The organism is Actinomycetospora aeridis (assembly GCF_037400275.1).
In the GTDB taxonomy this organism is placed as follows: Bacteria; Actinomycetota; Actinomycetes; order Mycobacteriales; family Pseudonocardiaceae; genus Actinomycetospora; species Actinomycetospora aeridis.
In genome coordinates this window covers 1-12,974 of the sequence record NZ_JBBEGL010000010.1, presented here as the reverse complement: position 1 = coordinate 12,974, position 12,974 = coordinate 1, and the positions used below count along the sequence as shown (strand labels likewise).

General features: G+C 74.7%; 14 protein-coding genes. 5 read left to right on the top strand and 9 right to left on the bottom strand.

Features of this window, described 5'->3' with window-relative positions; translation table 11 throughout:
- Positions 1 to 18: 18 nt before the first annotated feature.
- Positions 19 to 531, bottom strand: coding sequence for a hypothetical protein (locus tag WCD41_RS26620; RefSeq protein ID WP_337718249.1), 513 nt, complete (start codon positions 529 to 531; stop codon positions 19 to 21).
- 176 nt (positions 532 to 707) lie between these two features.
- On the opposite strand from WCD41_RS26620, the gene WCD41_RS26615 reads away from it, so the two are divergent.
- A complete protein-coding gene (locus tag WCD41_RS26615) occupies positions 708 to 1,544 on the top strand; it encodes an alpha/beta fold hydrolase (protein WP_337718247.1) in 837 nt (278 codons plus the stop codon).
- A gap of 109 nt (positions 1,545 to 1,653) precedes the next feature.
- Positions 1,654 to 1,971: a hypothetical protein gene (locus tag WCD41_RS26610; RefSeq protein WP_337718245.1), complete on the top strand. Its 318-nt coding sequence runs from the start codon at positions 1,654 to 1,656 to the stop codon at positions 1,969 to 1,971.
- A gap of 9 nt (positions 1,972 to 1,980) precedes the next feature.
- On the opposite strand, the gene WCD41_RS26605 is transcribed toward WCD41_RS26610, so the two are convergent.
- Positions 1,981 to 2,598, bottom strand: a complete 618-nt coding sequence (locus tag WCD41_RS26605; protein WP_337718243.1) for a hypothetical protein — start codon at positions 2,596 to 2,598, stop codon at positions 1,981 to 1,983.
- A gap of 160 nt (positions 2,599 to 2,758) precedes the next feature.
- Between WCD41_RS26605 and WCD41_RS26600 the strand changes: the two genes are divergently transcribed.
- Positions 2,759 to 3,760 (top strand): class I fructose-bisphosphate aldolase, encoded by a 1,002-nt coding sequence (locus WCD41_RS26600; RefSeq protein ID WP_337718241.1) that lies wholly within the window; start codon positions 2,759 to 2,761, stop codon positions 3,758 to 3,760.
- On the opposite strand, the gene WCD41_RS26595 is transcribed toward WCD41_RS26600, so the two are convergent.
- The 6 genes from WCD41_RS26595 to WCD41_RS26570 are packed head-to-tail and all read right to left on the bottom strand — an operon-like array spanning position 3,761 to position 9,515.
- On the bottom strand, positions 3,761 to 4,636 hold the full coding sequence (locus WCD41_RS26595) for a LysR family transcriptional regulator (RefSeq protein WP_337718238.1): 876 nt from the start codon (positions 4,634 to 4,636) through the stop codon (positions 3,761 to 3,763).
- Between the two features lie 60 nt (positions 4,637 to 4,696).
- Positions 4,697 to 5,686 (bottom strand): AAA family ATPase, encoded by a 990-nt coding sequence (locus WCD41_RS26590; protein ID WP_337718236.1) that lies wholly within the window; start codon positions 5,684 to 5,686, stop codon positions 4,697 to 4,699.
- The gene (locus tag WCD41_RS26585) at positions 5,673 to 6,137 is read right to left on the bottom strand and encodes a ribulose bisphosphate carboxylase small subunit (protein WP_337718234.1); all 465 of its coding nucleotides are present in this window, start codon (positions 6,135 to 6,137) and stop codon (positions 5,673 to 5,675) included. The genes WCD41_RS26590 and WCD41_RS26585 overlap by 14 nt, the downstream gene beginning before the upstream one ends.
- 14 nt (positions 6,138 to 6,151) lie before the next feature.
- Positions 6,152 to 7,576, bottom strand: coding sequence for a form I ribulose bisphosphate carboxylase large subunit (locus WCD41_RS26580; protein ID WP_133825759.1), 1,425 nt, complete (start codon positions 7,574 to 7,576; stop codon positions 6,152 to 6,154).
- Between the two features lie 35 nt (positions 7,577 to 7,611).
- Complete coding sequence (locus tag WCD41_RS26575; protein WP_337718230.1) at positions 7,612 to 8,856, bottom strand: GAF domain-containing sensor histidine kinase; 1,245 nt, start codon at positions 8,854 to 8,856, stop codon at positions 7,612 to 7,614.
- Complete coding sequence (locus tag WCD41_RS26570) at positions 8,853 to 9,515, bottom strand: response regulator (RefSeq protein ID WP_337718228.1); 663 nt, start codon at positions 9,513 to 9,515, stop codon at positions 8,853 to 8,855. Before WCD41_RS26570 ends, WCD41_RS26575 begins: the two co-directional genes overlap by 4 nt.
- A 114-nt stretch (positions 9,516 to 9,629) precedes the next feature.
- On the opposite strand from WCD41_RS26570, the gene WCD41_RS26565 reads away from it, so the two are divergent.
- Together WCD41_RS26565 and WCD41_RS26560 are read left to right on the top strand one after the other, a co-directional pair.
- Positions 9,630 to 10,574, top strand: a complete 945-nt coding sequence (locus WCD41_RS26565) for a phosphoribulokinase (RefSeq protein ID WP_337718227.1) — start codon at positions 9,630 to 9,632, stop codon at positions 10,572 to 10,574.
- A complete protein-coding gene (locus WCD41_RS26560) occupies positions 10,571 to 11,287 on the top strand; it encodes an HAD-IA family hydrolase (RefSeq protein ID WP_337718225.1) in 717 nt (238 codons plus the stop codon). Before WCD41_RS26565 ends, WCD41_RS26560 begins: the two co-directional genes overlap by 4 nt.
- 134 nt (positions 11,288 to 11,421) lie before the next feature.
- Here WCD41_RS26560 and WCD41_RS26555 read toward each other — a convergent pair whose 3' ends face one another.
- The gene (locus WCD41_RS26555; RefSeq protein WP_337718223.1) at positions 11,422 to 12,822 is read right to left on the bottom strand and encodes an Hsp70 family protein; all 1,401 of its coding nucleotides are present in this window, start codon (positions 12,820 to 12,822) and stop codon (positions 11,422 to 11,424) included.
- Between the last annotated feature and the right edge of the window lie 152 nt (positions 12,823 to 12,974).

Genomic DNA, 12,974 nt, shown 5'->3' with positions numbered 1-12,974 from the left:
GCACCGGGGTGACTCCCTCTAGTCGTCCGACCGGCTCGGGATCGTGAGCCGGGGCCGCTCGGTGCGGTGCGGGATGGTGATCGGGGGCCGCTGGGGCTCGGCCGAGCTGGTCCCCGCCGAGGTGCCGGAACCGCTGCCGGGGTTGCCGCTGCTCGAGTTGTCGCTGCTCGAGTTGCCGCCCGAGCCGGTGCCGGAGCCGGAGTTCCTGACGGTGTCGGTCCCCGACGACTCCGTGTCCGTCACCGAGCTGCTCGCTCCCGCCGGGGCCGCGGCGTCCGCGGGCTGCTGCCCTGCCGGTGCTGCGGCGGGGTCGACGGCCGGCGCGACGACGGCGGCGGGCGGTGGCGCGGGGCCGTCCGCGGTGACGAGCGCGAGCCCGCCGCCGAGGAGTCCGCCGACGGCCAGGACCGAGGCGCCGACGGCGAGGGCGACGGCCACCCGCCGGCCCGACCGCGTCGGGGCACGTCTCGGGGTCGGACCCGGCGGCGGAGCCAGGGCGATCGGGGCCGGGCGGGTGAGCGTGGGGGACACGGCGTTCTCCTGGGGCGATGTCGGCCGGTGGGGCCCACCGAGTCTCGGGTGATCACGCCGTCCGGCACCCGAGTAGCCGACTACTCGTCCCCGGTCCGGCGTCCGGTCCGGGTACTCGTACGTACTTCCCGCCCGGGGGTCCCGGAGCGACGCGAGGTGCCGCGACGCTCGTCGTCATGGCGACGATCGCAGCGAACGGCACGACGCTCTATTACGAGCTGCGGGGGAGCGGCCCACCCGTCGTCCTCATCTCCGGAGCTCCGGGCGACGCCGGGTTCTGGCCGGAGCTCGCGGATCTCCTCGCGGACGAGTTCACCGTGCTCAGCTACGACCGTCGCGCGCACTCGCGCAGCCCGCGCCCGGAGAACTGGGTGACCACGTCGATCGACGAGCACGCCGACGACACGGCCGCGCTGCTCGAGGCGCTGGATCTCGCCCCCGCCGTCGCGTGGGGACACAGCGGGGGCGGGCTCGTGCTCACCAGCCTCGCCCTGCGCCGCCCCGACGTGCTGCGGGGCGCCGTCTTCCACGAGCCCGCCTTCTTCACCGTCACGCCGGCGGGCCGGGCGGTCGTCGAGGGGCTACAGGGGACCGTCGCGGACGCGATGGCACGCGGCGGTCCCCCACTGGCCATGGAGCTGTTCCTGCGGTGGGCGGACGGGGACGAGGTCTACGAGTCCCTCGACCCGGCGTTCCGTGACCGGATGCTCGGTGACGGCGAGGTCCTGTTCGGGATGGAGATGGAGCTGTCACTGAGCTACCTGCCGACCCCCGACCAGCTCGGCGGGCTCGCGGTGCCGAGCGTCGTGCTGGCCGGTGCCGACAACCGTGATCCGGACGCGGTGCTGCACGGCCTGTACGGCGCCGCGCAGTGGACCGCGGTCGGTCTCGGCGCGCCGCTCGTCGAGACGCCCGGTGCGCACGTCCCGCAGATCACCCATCCCCGGGAGCTCGCGGCGTTGATCCGGCCCATCCTCACGCGGCTCGCCGCGTCGGCACCCGTCGACGCCTGACGATCTCGGAGCGGCGAGCAGCGCAACGCGTTCGGTCGATTGCGAGCAGTGACCGGTCCGGACGTCGTCACTTCCGCTCCGGGCTGATCCGAATCCATGATCAGCACGGATGACGGGCATGACCGCGACACCGGATGCGGCCCCGGAGCCGATGGCCGCCCTGCCGCTGCTCGCCGAGGCGGGCGTCAGCGTCTACTGGATCCCGCTCGAGGGGCGGACGGCGTGGGTCGCGGACGCGGCCACCCGCCAGGTGTGGATCTCCCGCGCCGTGCCCCGGGAGGCGTTGCTGGGCTGCCTCATCGAGGCGCTCCAGGTGCTCGACGAGCACCAGGTGGCGCCCGACCTGCGGCTGGTCCACTCCACGGACCGCGTCGTCGAGGACTCGGACCGGCGGCCTCCGGAGCTGGGCGTGGTCGCCGAGGCGTAGCCGGGCCGGTCAGTCCGACGAGCTGCTGCTCGACGACGAGCCGGAGTCGCTGGACGACGATCCGGAGTCGCTCGAGGAGGAGCCGGAGTCGCTCCAGGACGAGCCCGAGTCGGACCAGCTCGAGTCGGACCAGCTCGAGTCGGACCAGCTCGAGCCGGACCAGCCGCCGTGGTGGTGGTCGTGGTGCCCGTGGTGCCCGTGGTAGTGGTGTCCGGGGTCGTGGCCCGGCGGCCACCCGTGGTGGGTCTCCCGCGTCGGGTCGTACCAGGAGCCGGGACCGGGTCCGCCGCGCACGCCGCCCCCGGTCGCGCCGAAGCCGCCCTCACTCCCGGACCGGTGGCCCGCCGCGGCGTGGCCCCGCCCGGGGCCGAAGGGCCCGCCGCCGAGCGCCGCGCCGGCGAAGCCGGACATCGCCTGGTGCATCCGGCTCCGCAGGAGGTTGATGACGGCGAGCACCGTCAGCATCGAGGCGACGGCGAGCGCGAGGATCGTCCCGACGAGCACGGCCGTCGGGCCGCGGGTGACCAGGACCGTGACGAGGACGAGCACGACGACGACCTCGAGGGCGATCGCCGCGGCGAGGAGCACGCCCGCGGTGCGTCCGCGGGACGGGGGCTGGGGGTACATGGCCGATGATCCTGGTCAGCGTCTCGGAGGGCGGGCCAGAGTAATCGCGAGGAGGAGTAGTCGGGATCGTTCTCCCCCCTCGGCTCCACCACGTAGGGGACGCCGCCGCCAGCGGGCGTCCCTAGCGTCGTCCCGACGCGTACCGCCGAGGGAGGCCGCCGTGACCACGACGACCAGCACGACCTCACCCGAGGTCCTCCGAGCCACCGCCGCACGTCTCGTCGCCGGGGGCCGCGGGATCCTCGCCGCCGACGAGAGCCCGCGGACGATGTCGCGACGCCTCGAGGACGCCGGCGTCGCCCCGAGCGAGGAGTCCCGCCGCGCCTACCGCGAGCTGCTGCTGACCGCCGACGACCTCGCCGCCGGCGTCAGCGGCGTCATCCTCTGCGACGAGACGCTGCGCCAGCACCTGGCCGACGGGCGCCCGTTCCCCGCGGCGCTCGCCGACGCCGGGATCCAGACCGGGATCAAGGTCGACACCGGGACGGCGCCCCTGGCCGGTGGCGAGGAGGGCGAGACCGTCACCGAGGGCCTGGACGGGCTCGCCGGCCGGGTGGCGGAGTACGTCGAGCTGGGCGCCGAGTTCGCGAAGTGGCGCGCGGTGCTGCACCTCGGCGCCGGCCGCCCGTCGAGCCGGGCGCTCGAGGCGAACGCCGAGGCGCTCGCGGCGTACGCCCGGACCTGCCAGGACGGCGGGCTCGTGCCCGTCGTGGAACCCGAGATCCTCAGCGCGGGCGGGCACCGCATCGAGGTGTGCGCGGCCGCGACCGCCCGGACGCTCGCGACCCTGGCCCGCGCGCTGGACCGCGCCGGGGTCGACCCGGCGGCGATGGTGCTCAAGCCGAACATGGTCACCGCGGGGGAGGGGGCGCGGCAGACGGCAGGGCCCGACGAGGTCGCGCGCGCGACCGTCGACACCCTGCGGGCGACGATGCCCGACGACCTCGCGGGCGTCGCGTTCCTCTCCGGCGGCCAGCCTTCGGTGATCGCCGCCGCCAACCTCGCCGCGATCCGCCGGCGGGGTGGCCCGTGGCCGCTGACCTTCTCGTTCGGCCGGGCGCTGGTGTCCCCGGCGCTGCTCGCGTGGCGGGGGGACCCGTCCGCGGTCGACGCGGGTCGGGACGCGCTGCGCCGTGAGGTGGACCGGGCCGCCGCGGCCTGATCACGCCCGTCGCCAGCCGAGCTCCTCGTCCGCCAGCAGGTGGCGGACGAGGAGCTCGGTGCTGGCCGTCGCGTCCGGGTGGGTCACGACGTGCCACGGGCGCGCGATCGGGACGCCCGGCATCGCGAGCTCGACCAGCGCGCCCTCGGCGAGCAGGCGCGCCACACCCTCGCGCGCCACGAGCGTGACCCCGAGCCCGGCGCGGGCGGCGGCGATCGTCGCGCCGTGCGAGCCCAGGACCATGCGTGGCGGGTCGTCCGGCAGGTCCTCGAGCAGCGCGGTGAGCGTCGCGCGGATGCCGGAGCCGCGCTCGCGCAGGAGCCACGTCGCGGTGGCAGGGTCGAACGCCGCGGCGGTGTCCGGGGTGCCGACGACGGTGAGCGTGTTGTCGCGCAGGGCGCGGATGCGGGCGTCGAGGTCGCCGGGCGGGCTGCCGGCGACGACGACGTCGAGCTCGTGGTGGCGCAGCATCGACCACACCGCGGCGCTGGGGGAGACCTCGACCCCGACGTCGACGTGCGGGTGGCGGGCGCGGAACGAGGCGAGCAGGGCGGGCAGGAGGTGCTCGCCGGCCGTGGTCACGGCGCCGAGCCGCACGTGCCCGTGCTCCGGGTCGGCCTCGCCGCGCGCGGCCGTCGTGGCCTCGTCGAGCAGGCCGAGGATGCGGCGGGCGTAGTCCGCGTAGCGCGCACCGGCGGGGCTCAGGCGCACACCGCGGCCGTCACGCTCGATCAGCGCGACGCCGACCTCGTCGGCCAGCGCGCGCACGGCGGCGGAGACGGTGGACTCGGTGACGACCAGCGCCGCCGCGGCCCCGCGCACCGACCCCGCGTCGGCCAGCGCGACGAACGCCCGCAGGCGCGCGGTGGTGGTCACCCGCCGAACCTATGTGAGCGAACTTTGGGGCTATAGCACCAAAGTCCGCTCACATAGGAGTCAGGAGCGGTGGCCGCCGGCGAAGACGCGGCTGGCGCGCAGGTCGGCGGCCTCGAGGGTCGTCAGGTCGGCGAGGCCCACGGAGCCCCCGCCCTCGCCGAGGCGGCGGGCCTGGCGCATGCGGGCGCGGTCGAGCGCGTTGCGCACGCTGCGGGCGCCCGCGAACCACTCCTGCTCGCGGCGCAGCGCCAGGTACTCGCGCAGCGCCTCGTGCGCCTCGTCCGAGAACCCCAGCCCCTGCTCGGCGACCATGCCCTCGGCGATCGTCACCAGCTCGTCGGCGCTGAAGTCCGGGAAGTCGACGTGGTGCGCGATCCGGCTCTGCATCCCGGGGTTGGCCTCGAAGAACGTCGCCATCCGGTCGCTGTAGCCGGCGAGCACGACGACGAGGTCGTCGCGGTTCTCCTCCATCGCCTGGAGCAGGATCTCGATGGCCTCGCCGCCGTAGTCGCGCTCGTTGCCCGGCCGGTGCAGGTAGTACGCCTCGTCGACGAACAGCACGCCGCCGCGCGCCTTGCCGACGATCTCCTTCGTCTTCGGCGCGGTGTGCCCGACGTACTGGCCGACGAGGTCGTCGCGCGTCGCCGTCACCAGGTGGCCGCGGCGCAGGTAGCCCAGCCCCTTGAGCAGGTCCCCGAGCCGTTGCGCGACCGTCGTCTTCCCGGTGCCGGGGTTGCCGGTGAAGCACATGTGCAGGGTCGGGCGGTCGGTCGTGACGCCGAAGCGCTCGCGGACCCGGTCGACGACCAGCAGCGCCGCGAGCTCCCGCAGGCGTTCCTTCACCGGCGCGAGCCCGACGAGCTCCCGGTCGAGGCCGTCGAGGACGTCGTCGACGCCTGCCTCCCGGCGCACGGCGTCGAGGTCGACGACGGCGTCGGGGGCGAGGACGTCGGGTGTCTCGTCGAGCGGCTCGGGCTCCGACGCGACGGCCGGGCGGGAGGCCCGCCCGCCCGTCGCGAACGACACCCGTCCGTTGTCAGTGGTGACCATTGCCGTTGCTCCGGGCCGACGCGCCGGCGGACGCGCCGTAGCGTGACCCCGCGGGCCGTTCGGTGGCGTAGGAGTGGATCGAGTAGTTGATGCGCCGGTCGACGCCCTCCTGGCGGTCGAGGCGGAAGCCGGGCTCCTCGCTCGGGCGCTGGACCAGGAAGGACAGCGCGACGGTCTGCCGTCCGAGGCTCGCGTCGTAGGCGTTGACGCGCACGTAGTGCTCGGGGTGCTCCTCGCGGCACGCGCGCACCTCGTCCATCACCGCGGCCGGGTCGGCCAGGTCGAACAGCGGCAGGCCCCACATCTCCCAGTAGGTGTTGCGGGGGTGCGGGTCGTCGGTGAACTCCACCGAGCACGGCCAGCCGTGCTCGAGCGCGTAGGCGATCTGCGCGGTGATCTCGTCGTCGGTCAGGTCGGGCAGGAACGAGAACGTCCCCTGGGTGATCCTCATCTGCGTTCCCTCCCTCAGGCGGGCGTCGGGGTGGCGTCGACGGTGTCGGTGGACGCGTAGTCGAACGTGATGTCGCCCCACGTCGAGAGCGCCATGTCCAGCGGCTTGTTGCGCTTCGCGGCCTCGCGGAGGATCTCCGGGCCCTCGGCGAGGTAGTCCTTGCCCTCGTTGCGAGCCTTGATCATCGACTCGACGGCGACGCGGTTGGCCTCGGCGCCCGAGGCGATGCCCATCGGGTGGCCGATGGTGCCGCCGCCGAACTGCAGGACCGTGTCCTCGCCGAGGTGGTGCAGCAGCTGGTGCATCTGGCCGGCGTGGATGCCGCCGGACGCGACGGGCATCGTCGCGGGCATCGACACCCAGTCCTGCTCGAAGAACAGGCCCTTCGACGGATCGGCGTCGTAGCGGCCCTTGCGCAGCACGTCGTAGAAGCCGTGGACCGACGCCGGGTCGCCCTCGAGCTTGCCGACGACCGTGCCGGCGTGGATGTGGTCGACGCCGGCGAGGCGCATCCACTTCGAGATCACGCGGAAGCTGACGCCGTGGTTCTTCTGGCGCGTGTAGGTGGCGTGGCCCGCGCGGTGCAGGTGCAGGATCACGCCGTTGCGCCGCGCCCACTTCGCCAGCGACTGGATCGCCGTGTAGCCGACGGTCAGGTCGACCATGACGATGACGCTGCCGAGGTCCTTGGCGAACTCGGCGCGCTCGTAGATGTCCTCCATGTCCGCGGCGGTGACGTTGAGGTAGTGGCCCTTGACCTCGCCGGTCTCGGCCTGTGCCTTGTTCACCGCCTCCATGCAGGCGATGAAGCGGTCCCGCCAGCGCATGAACGGCTGCGAGTTGATGTTCTCGTCGTCCTTGGTGAAGTCCAGCCCGCCGCGCAGGGCCTCGTAGACGACGCGGCCGTAGTTGCGCGACGACAGCCCGAGCTTCGGCTTGGTGGTGGCGCCCAGCAGCGGGCGGCCGAACTTGTTGAGGTACTCGCGCTCGGTGACGATCCCGTGCGCCGGGCCCTGGAAGGTCTTGACGTAGTGCGCCGGGATGCGCATGTCCTCGAGGCGCAGGGCCTTGAGCGGCTTGAAGCCGAAGACGTTGCCGATGATGGAGCTGGTCAGGTTCGCGATCGACCCCTCCTCGAAGAGGTCGAGGTCGTAGGCGATGTAGGCGATCCACTGCCCCTCGACGCCCGGGACGGGCTCCACCCGGTAGCACTTCGCCTGGTAGTGCTCGAAGGTCGTGAGCCGGTCGGTCCAGACGACGGTCCACGTCGCCGTGCTGGACTCACCGGCGACCGCGGCGCCCGCCTCTTCGGGCGGCACCCCGTCCTGCGGCGTCACGCGGAACGCGCACAGGAGGTCGGTGTCCTTGGGTTCGTAGTCGGGCTGCCAGTACCCCATCTCCGCGTAGGGGATGACGCCCGCGCTCCATCGATCGGCCATGCACCGAGAGTGCGGGCCGACCGTGTGCAGGACAATCAAGTGTTCTCGGCGAACCCTTCGCCGTTCGGCTCATCGTCGAGGGGGACGGCGACGGTGACGGTCGTGCCGGTGCCGGGTCGCGAGGCCACCCGCACGGTGCCGCCGACGAGCTCGGCGCGCTCGCGCACCGAGGCGAGGCCGTAGCCGCGGGAGCCGGTCTGGGGGTCGAACCCGACGCCGTCGTCGGCCACCGTGAGGTGCACGCCGTCGCCGACGGCCTCCAGGCGGACGTCCACCTCGTCGGCGCCGGCGTGCTTGAGGACGTTCTGCAGGGTCTCCTGCGCGATCCGGTACAGCGCGACCTCGACGTGCTCGGGCAGGCGGCGGTCGTCGAGGTCGAGCACGACGCGCACGTCGGGCAGCCCGCGGGCCAGCGCGGCGAGCGCGCCGGCGAGCCCGAGGTCGTCGAGCACCGGCGGGCGCAGCGCACCGATCGCCGCGCGGGCCTCGTCGAGGGTGGTGAGGACGAGGTCGCAGGCGGTGGCGAGGTTCTCGTCGGCGGCCTCGGCCTGCTGGTGACCGAGGAACGTGCGCACGGCGTCGAGGTGGAACGACAGCGTCACCAGCCGCTGGGAGATGCCGTCGTGGATGTCGCGCGCCAGACGCTGCCGCTCGGCCTCCTGCGCGGCCACCATCTGCTCGGCGAAGCGCCCGTGCGCCTCCTCGCGCGCCGCGAGACGCCGGTGCATCCGCGCCTGGTGCACCGCGCCCGCGACGAGCCGCCCGATCGTGCGCAGCACCCGGACGTCGCGCTCGTCGAACTCCCGGCGCGCCACGGTGTGCACGTTGAGCACCCCGACCAGCCCGGCCGGCTCGCTCTCCATCGGCACCGACACCATCGACGTGTAGGCCTCGCCGCGCAGCTCGGGGATCGCGACGTAGCGGGGATCGTCCTGCTTGTGGTCGGGGATGACGACGGGCTCGCGGTGGCTCGCGACCCAGCCCGTCACCCCGGTGCCCAGGGGCAGCCGCACCGCGCCGACCTGGGTGTCGAACGGCGGCGTCGCGCCCGCGAGGGTCAGCGAGGGCTCGGTGTCGTCGAGGACGTGCACGAAGCAGACGTCGGTGGCGGTGGCCTCGGTGATCACGCGGGCGACCGCGGCGGCCAGCGGTTCGACGCCGGGCCCGCGCGTCGCGGCCTCGATGATCGCGAGGAGGACGGCGTTCTCGCGCTCCGGATCGGCGAGGCCCAGGCCCGCACCGAGGGGTCGAGCTCCGCTCCGCTGCGTCTCCCGCGTCACCGGAACACCCCCTCCCGCAGCGCCGCCGCGACGGCCGCGGTCCGGTCGGGCACCGCGAGCTTGCGCAGCAGCGCGCGCACGTGGCTCTTCACCGTCTCGTCGCCGATGACGAGCTCGGCGGCGATCGCGCGGTTGCTGTGGCCGGCGACGAGCAGCGCGAGGACCTCGCTCTCGCGCTGGGTCAGGCCGAGGTGCGCGCCCGGCCAGAACTCGTCGCGCTCGAGGCGGGCCGCCGACGCCGCCGCGCGCCCGGCCATCGTCGCGTCGACGACCGTCGTCCCCGACGCCGCGAGCTCGAGGTGGCGCACGAGCTCCTCGCCGCCGATGTGCTTGAGCAGGTAGCCGGCCGCCCCGGCCCGGAGTGCCTGGTAGAGGTACTGCTCGTCGTCGTAGACCGAGAGCAGCACGACCTTCTGGCCCGGGGCCCGCTCGGCCAGGCTGCGGCACAGGTCGAGGCCGCTGTCGCCGCGCAGGCGGACGTCGCAGAGCACGATGTCCGGCGCCAGCGACACGGCGGCGTCGAGGGCCTCGCGGGCGCTGTTGGCGCTGCCCACCACGCGGACCCGCCCGGCGAACGGGGCGAGCATCGCCTTGAGCCCGGCGACCACCATCTCGTGGTCGTCGACGAGGACCACGCGCAGCGGTGCGGTCGCCGTCATCCTGAGCACCCTAGGGACGCTCCGTGGTTCCGTCTCCCCCGTTGGACCCCCCGTGACGGGGGAGCACACGCCGGGCGCCGGTCCCTAGCGTCGGCGTCGAGGAAGGGAGACCTCGTGCCCGACAAGTCCCTGCGCATCCGGCGTGCCGGCTCGGCGCCGCCGAACCGCCGCCCGGTGATGCTCGCGATCGCCGGCGACAGCGCCGCCGGCAAGACGACGATGACGAAGGGTCTGGTGGAGGCCCTCGGGCCCGAGCGGTGCGTGTCGCTGTGCACCGACGACTACCACCGCTTCGACCGGGAGGAGCGCAAGGAGCTGCCGTTCACCGCGCTCCACCCGGACTGCAACCACCTCGAGATCATGGAGCAGCACCTGCAGCTGCTCGCGACGGGCTCGCCGGTGCTCAAGCCGGTCTACGACCACGGTTCCGGGCAGCTCGTGCGCCCCGAACTGGTCGAGCCGGCCGAGTTCGTCATCGTCGAGGGGCTCTTCCCGCTCTGGAGCAAGCTCTCGCGGGCCTGCTTCGACGTCACCGTCTTCCTCGACCCGCCCGAGGAGATCCGCCGCGGGTGGAAGGTCAGCCGGGACACCAGCAAGCGCGGCTACACCGAGGAGAAGGTGCTCGCCGAGCTGGAGCGCCGCGAGCCCGAGTCCGAGGCCTGGATCCGCCCGCAGCGCGCCAACGCCGACCTCGTCGTGCGCTTCGCGCCCATCGAGGGCCGCGACGACCCGCCGGACACGCCGCTGTCGGCGACGATGATGATGCGCCCGACGATCGACCACCCCGACCTCACCGAGGCCCTCCAGCCGGGCCTGTCGCGGGCGATGCACCTCAAACTCGAGCGCGATCCCGACGGGCGCCCGGTCGAGTCGTTGCACGTGCACGGGTACGTGCCGCGCGAGGAGAGCCTCGCGGTGGAGAAGGCGATCTGGACCTCGCTCGGCACGCCCGACACCGAGACGCCGCAGTGTCTGGGACGTCTCGGGGACGCGCGCAGCGAGCCCCTGGCGATCGCCCAGCTCCTGCTGCTCTACCACCTGACGGACGCCGCGCGGTGAGCGTCCCGGAGGCGGTCGTCCTCGACGTCGACGGCACCCTCGCCGACACCGAGCGCGACGGGCACCGGGTCGCGTTCAACGACGCGTTCGCCGTGCACGGGCTCGACCTGCGCTGGGACGTCGAGCACTACGGCGAGCTGCTGGCGATCACCGGCGGGCGCCGGCGGATCGCCGCGGCGCTGCGCGCGACCGGCGTCGACGACCCGGACGGCCTCGCCGCCGAGGTGCACCGCACCAAGACCGCGCTGTTCACCGACGTCGTGCGCCGCGGCGGCATCGCGCCGCGCCCGGGGCTGCCGGCGCTCGTCGACGACCTGCGCGCCCGCGGCGTGCGGATCGGGGTCGCGACGACGGGCCGGCGGGCGTGGGTGGAGCCGCTGCTCGACCACCTCCTCGGCCCGGGTACGGCCGAGGTCGTGGTCTGCGGCGACGACGTGGCGGCGCTCAAGCCCGACCCCGAGGCCTACCGCGTGGCGCTGGCGCGCCTGGCCGTCGACGCCGCGGCGACCGTGGCCGTCGAGGACTCCGGGCCGGGGCTGCGGGCGGCCCTGGCGGCGGGGCTGGCGACGGTCGTGGTGACCAACGACTACACCGCCGACCACGACCTGACCGGCGCGGCGATCGTGCGCGAGGCCTTCGACGCGCCGGACCAGCTCACGGCGGACGAGCTGGGCACGGCCCTGGTCCGCACACCCCACGTGCGCGCCTGGTGAGTGTCAGCCTGGCGGCCATGCTGACGTTGAACGTCAGGAAACCCACCACGATCTTGGCCGGGTCGAGCGGGTGGGAATACTGACGTCCAACGTCAGCGTGGCCGCCACGCTGACACACCCCGTGGATCGGTCGGTCACCAAGACTGGGTGCCGGAGGGCGTGGAGTCGGTGTCCTCGCCGGCCGGGTGGGTGTCGGTGCCGTCGGTCCCGTGGGTGCTGCCGGTGTCGGTCCCGTGGGTGTCGGTGCCGTGGCTGTCGTGGTCGTCGTGCGTGCCGGTGGTGTCGTGGTGCGACGTGGTGCCGCGACCCGAGCCCGTCTGCGGTCGGCGGGTCGTCTCGCGGGTGCGGGGGGCGCGGGTCTCGGTGTTCTCCGACCGCACCGACGGGCGGGCGACGGCGACCGGGCTCGGCTCGGCGACCGCGGTGGCCTCCGGCGTGACGGTCGTCGTGGGCGTCGACGACGCGGTCGGCGTCGGGACCACGGGCGCCGCGGCGACGGCGGGCGTGGCCGCGCCGACCAGGGCGTACGCCCCGCCGCCGACGACCCCGAGGGCGATGGCCGCCGCCGCGAGCGTGGTGACGAGGGTCCGCCGGCCGGAGGGTCGTGCCGGCGCGGGCGCGGGGATCGGGGCGCTGATCGGCCCCGTGACGGGGTCGGTGAGCACGGGACGCGGACGCCGGACCGGAGCCACGGGCGCCATCCGCGCCAGCGAGGTCACCGCGACGGCCGTGCGCGCCGCGAGGTGGGCGGCACCGACGGCGACGGCGTGCTCCGGCTCCGGGCCGGTGGTGACGGGGCGGCCGAGGTCGTCGCCCAGCGCGGCCGCGGTCGACCCCATCCGGCCGGAGCGGCCCACCAGCAGCACGGAGTCGAGATCGGAGGCGATCACTCCGGCGCCGGTGAGCGCCCGGCGCACGACGTCCACGACGGGCCCGTCGCCGTCGCCGACGGCGGTCCCGATCACCGTGAAGACCCCGGCCGCGTGCCGCAGCACGGCGGCCTCGACGGCGCCCCCGCCGACCTCGACGACCGCCACGGTCGCGCCCTCGGCGAGCACCCGGCCCTCGGTGTGCCCGACGGCGGCGGCCACGGGCGCCGGCACGAGCGCGATCTCGCCGAGCCCGAGCGACGCGCCCACGCCGGTGAACGCCTCGCGCTCCGCGACGCCCCAGGTGGCGGGGTGGGTCAGGACGATCCCGTCGGGCGCGCCGCCCTCGCGCTCGGCGGCGAGGTCGACGACCCGGCGCAGCAGCACGCCGAGCAGCGCGCTCGCGGCGAAGGGGGCGCCGTCGAGCAGGAACGGGGTCGGATCGGTCAGGCGCGCCCGGATGCCGTCGGCCACGCGGCCGGGCTCGGCGGCGGCGCGGCGGACCGCGGCGTCGCCGACGATCGGGGCGCCCACCTCGGGCCACAGCAGCACCGAGGGCATCGAGGCGCTGTGCTCGCCGAGGGCGACGACGCCGGCACGGCCGGCACGGTGGACGGCGGCGGTCGTGATCGTGGTGCCGAGGTCCACACCGAGGTGGTAGGTCATCGTCGTCTCCGGCGGGCGGGGCGGGCGGGGTGATCACGAGCCTGCGCCGCCCCGGGCCGCCGGACAGTAGGGAACACCCCACCCGGGCCGGGGTGGACCCGCGGACTTCCCCATGTGAGCGAACGTCGGGGCGATAGCCCCGAAGTTCGCGC

Coding starts and splice junctions, on each gene's coding strand:
- WCD41_RS26615 (WP_337718247.1), top strand. CDS start 708: ATGGCGACGATCGCAGCGAACGGCACGACGCTCTATTACGAGCTGCGG.
- WCD41_RS26610 (WP_337718245.1), top strand. CDS start 1,654: ATGACGGGCATGACCGCGACACCGGATGCGGCCCCGGAGCCGATGGCC.
- WCD41_RS26605 (WP_337718243.1), bottom strand. CDS start 2,598: ATGTACCCCCAGCCCCCGTCCCGCGGACGCACCGCGGGCGTGCTCCTC.
- WCD41_RS26590 (WP_337718236.1), bottom strand. CDS start 5,686: ATGGTCACCACTGACAACGGACGGGTGTCGTTCGCGACGGGCGGGCGG.
- WCD41_RS26585 (WP_337718234.1), bottom strand. CDS start 6,137: ATGAGGATCACCCAGGGGACGTTCTCGTTCCTGCCCGACCTGACCGAC.
- WCD41_RS26580 (WP_133825759.1), bottom strand. CDS start 7,576: ATGGCCGATCGATGGAGCGCGGGCGTCATCCCCTACGCGGAGATGGGG.
- WCD41_RS26570 (WP_337718228.1), bottom strand. CDS start 9,515: ATGACGGCGACCGCACCGCTGCGCGTGGTCCTCGTCGACGACCACGAG.
- WCD41_RS26555 (WP_337718223.1), bottom strand. CDS start 12,822: ATGACCTACCACCTCGGTGTGGACCTCGGCACCACGATCACGACCGCC.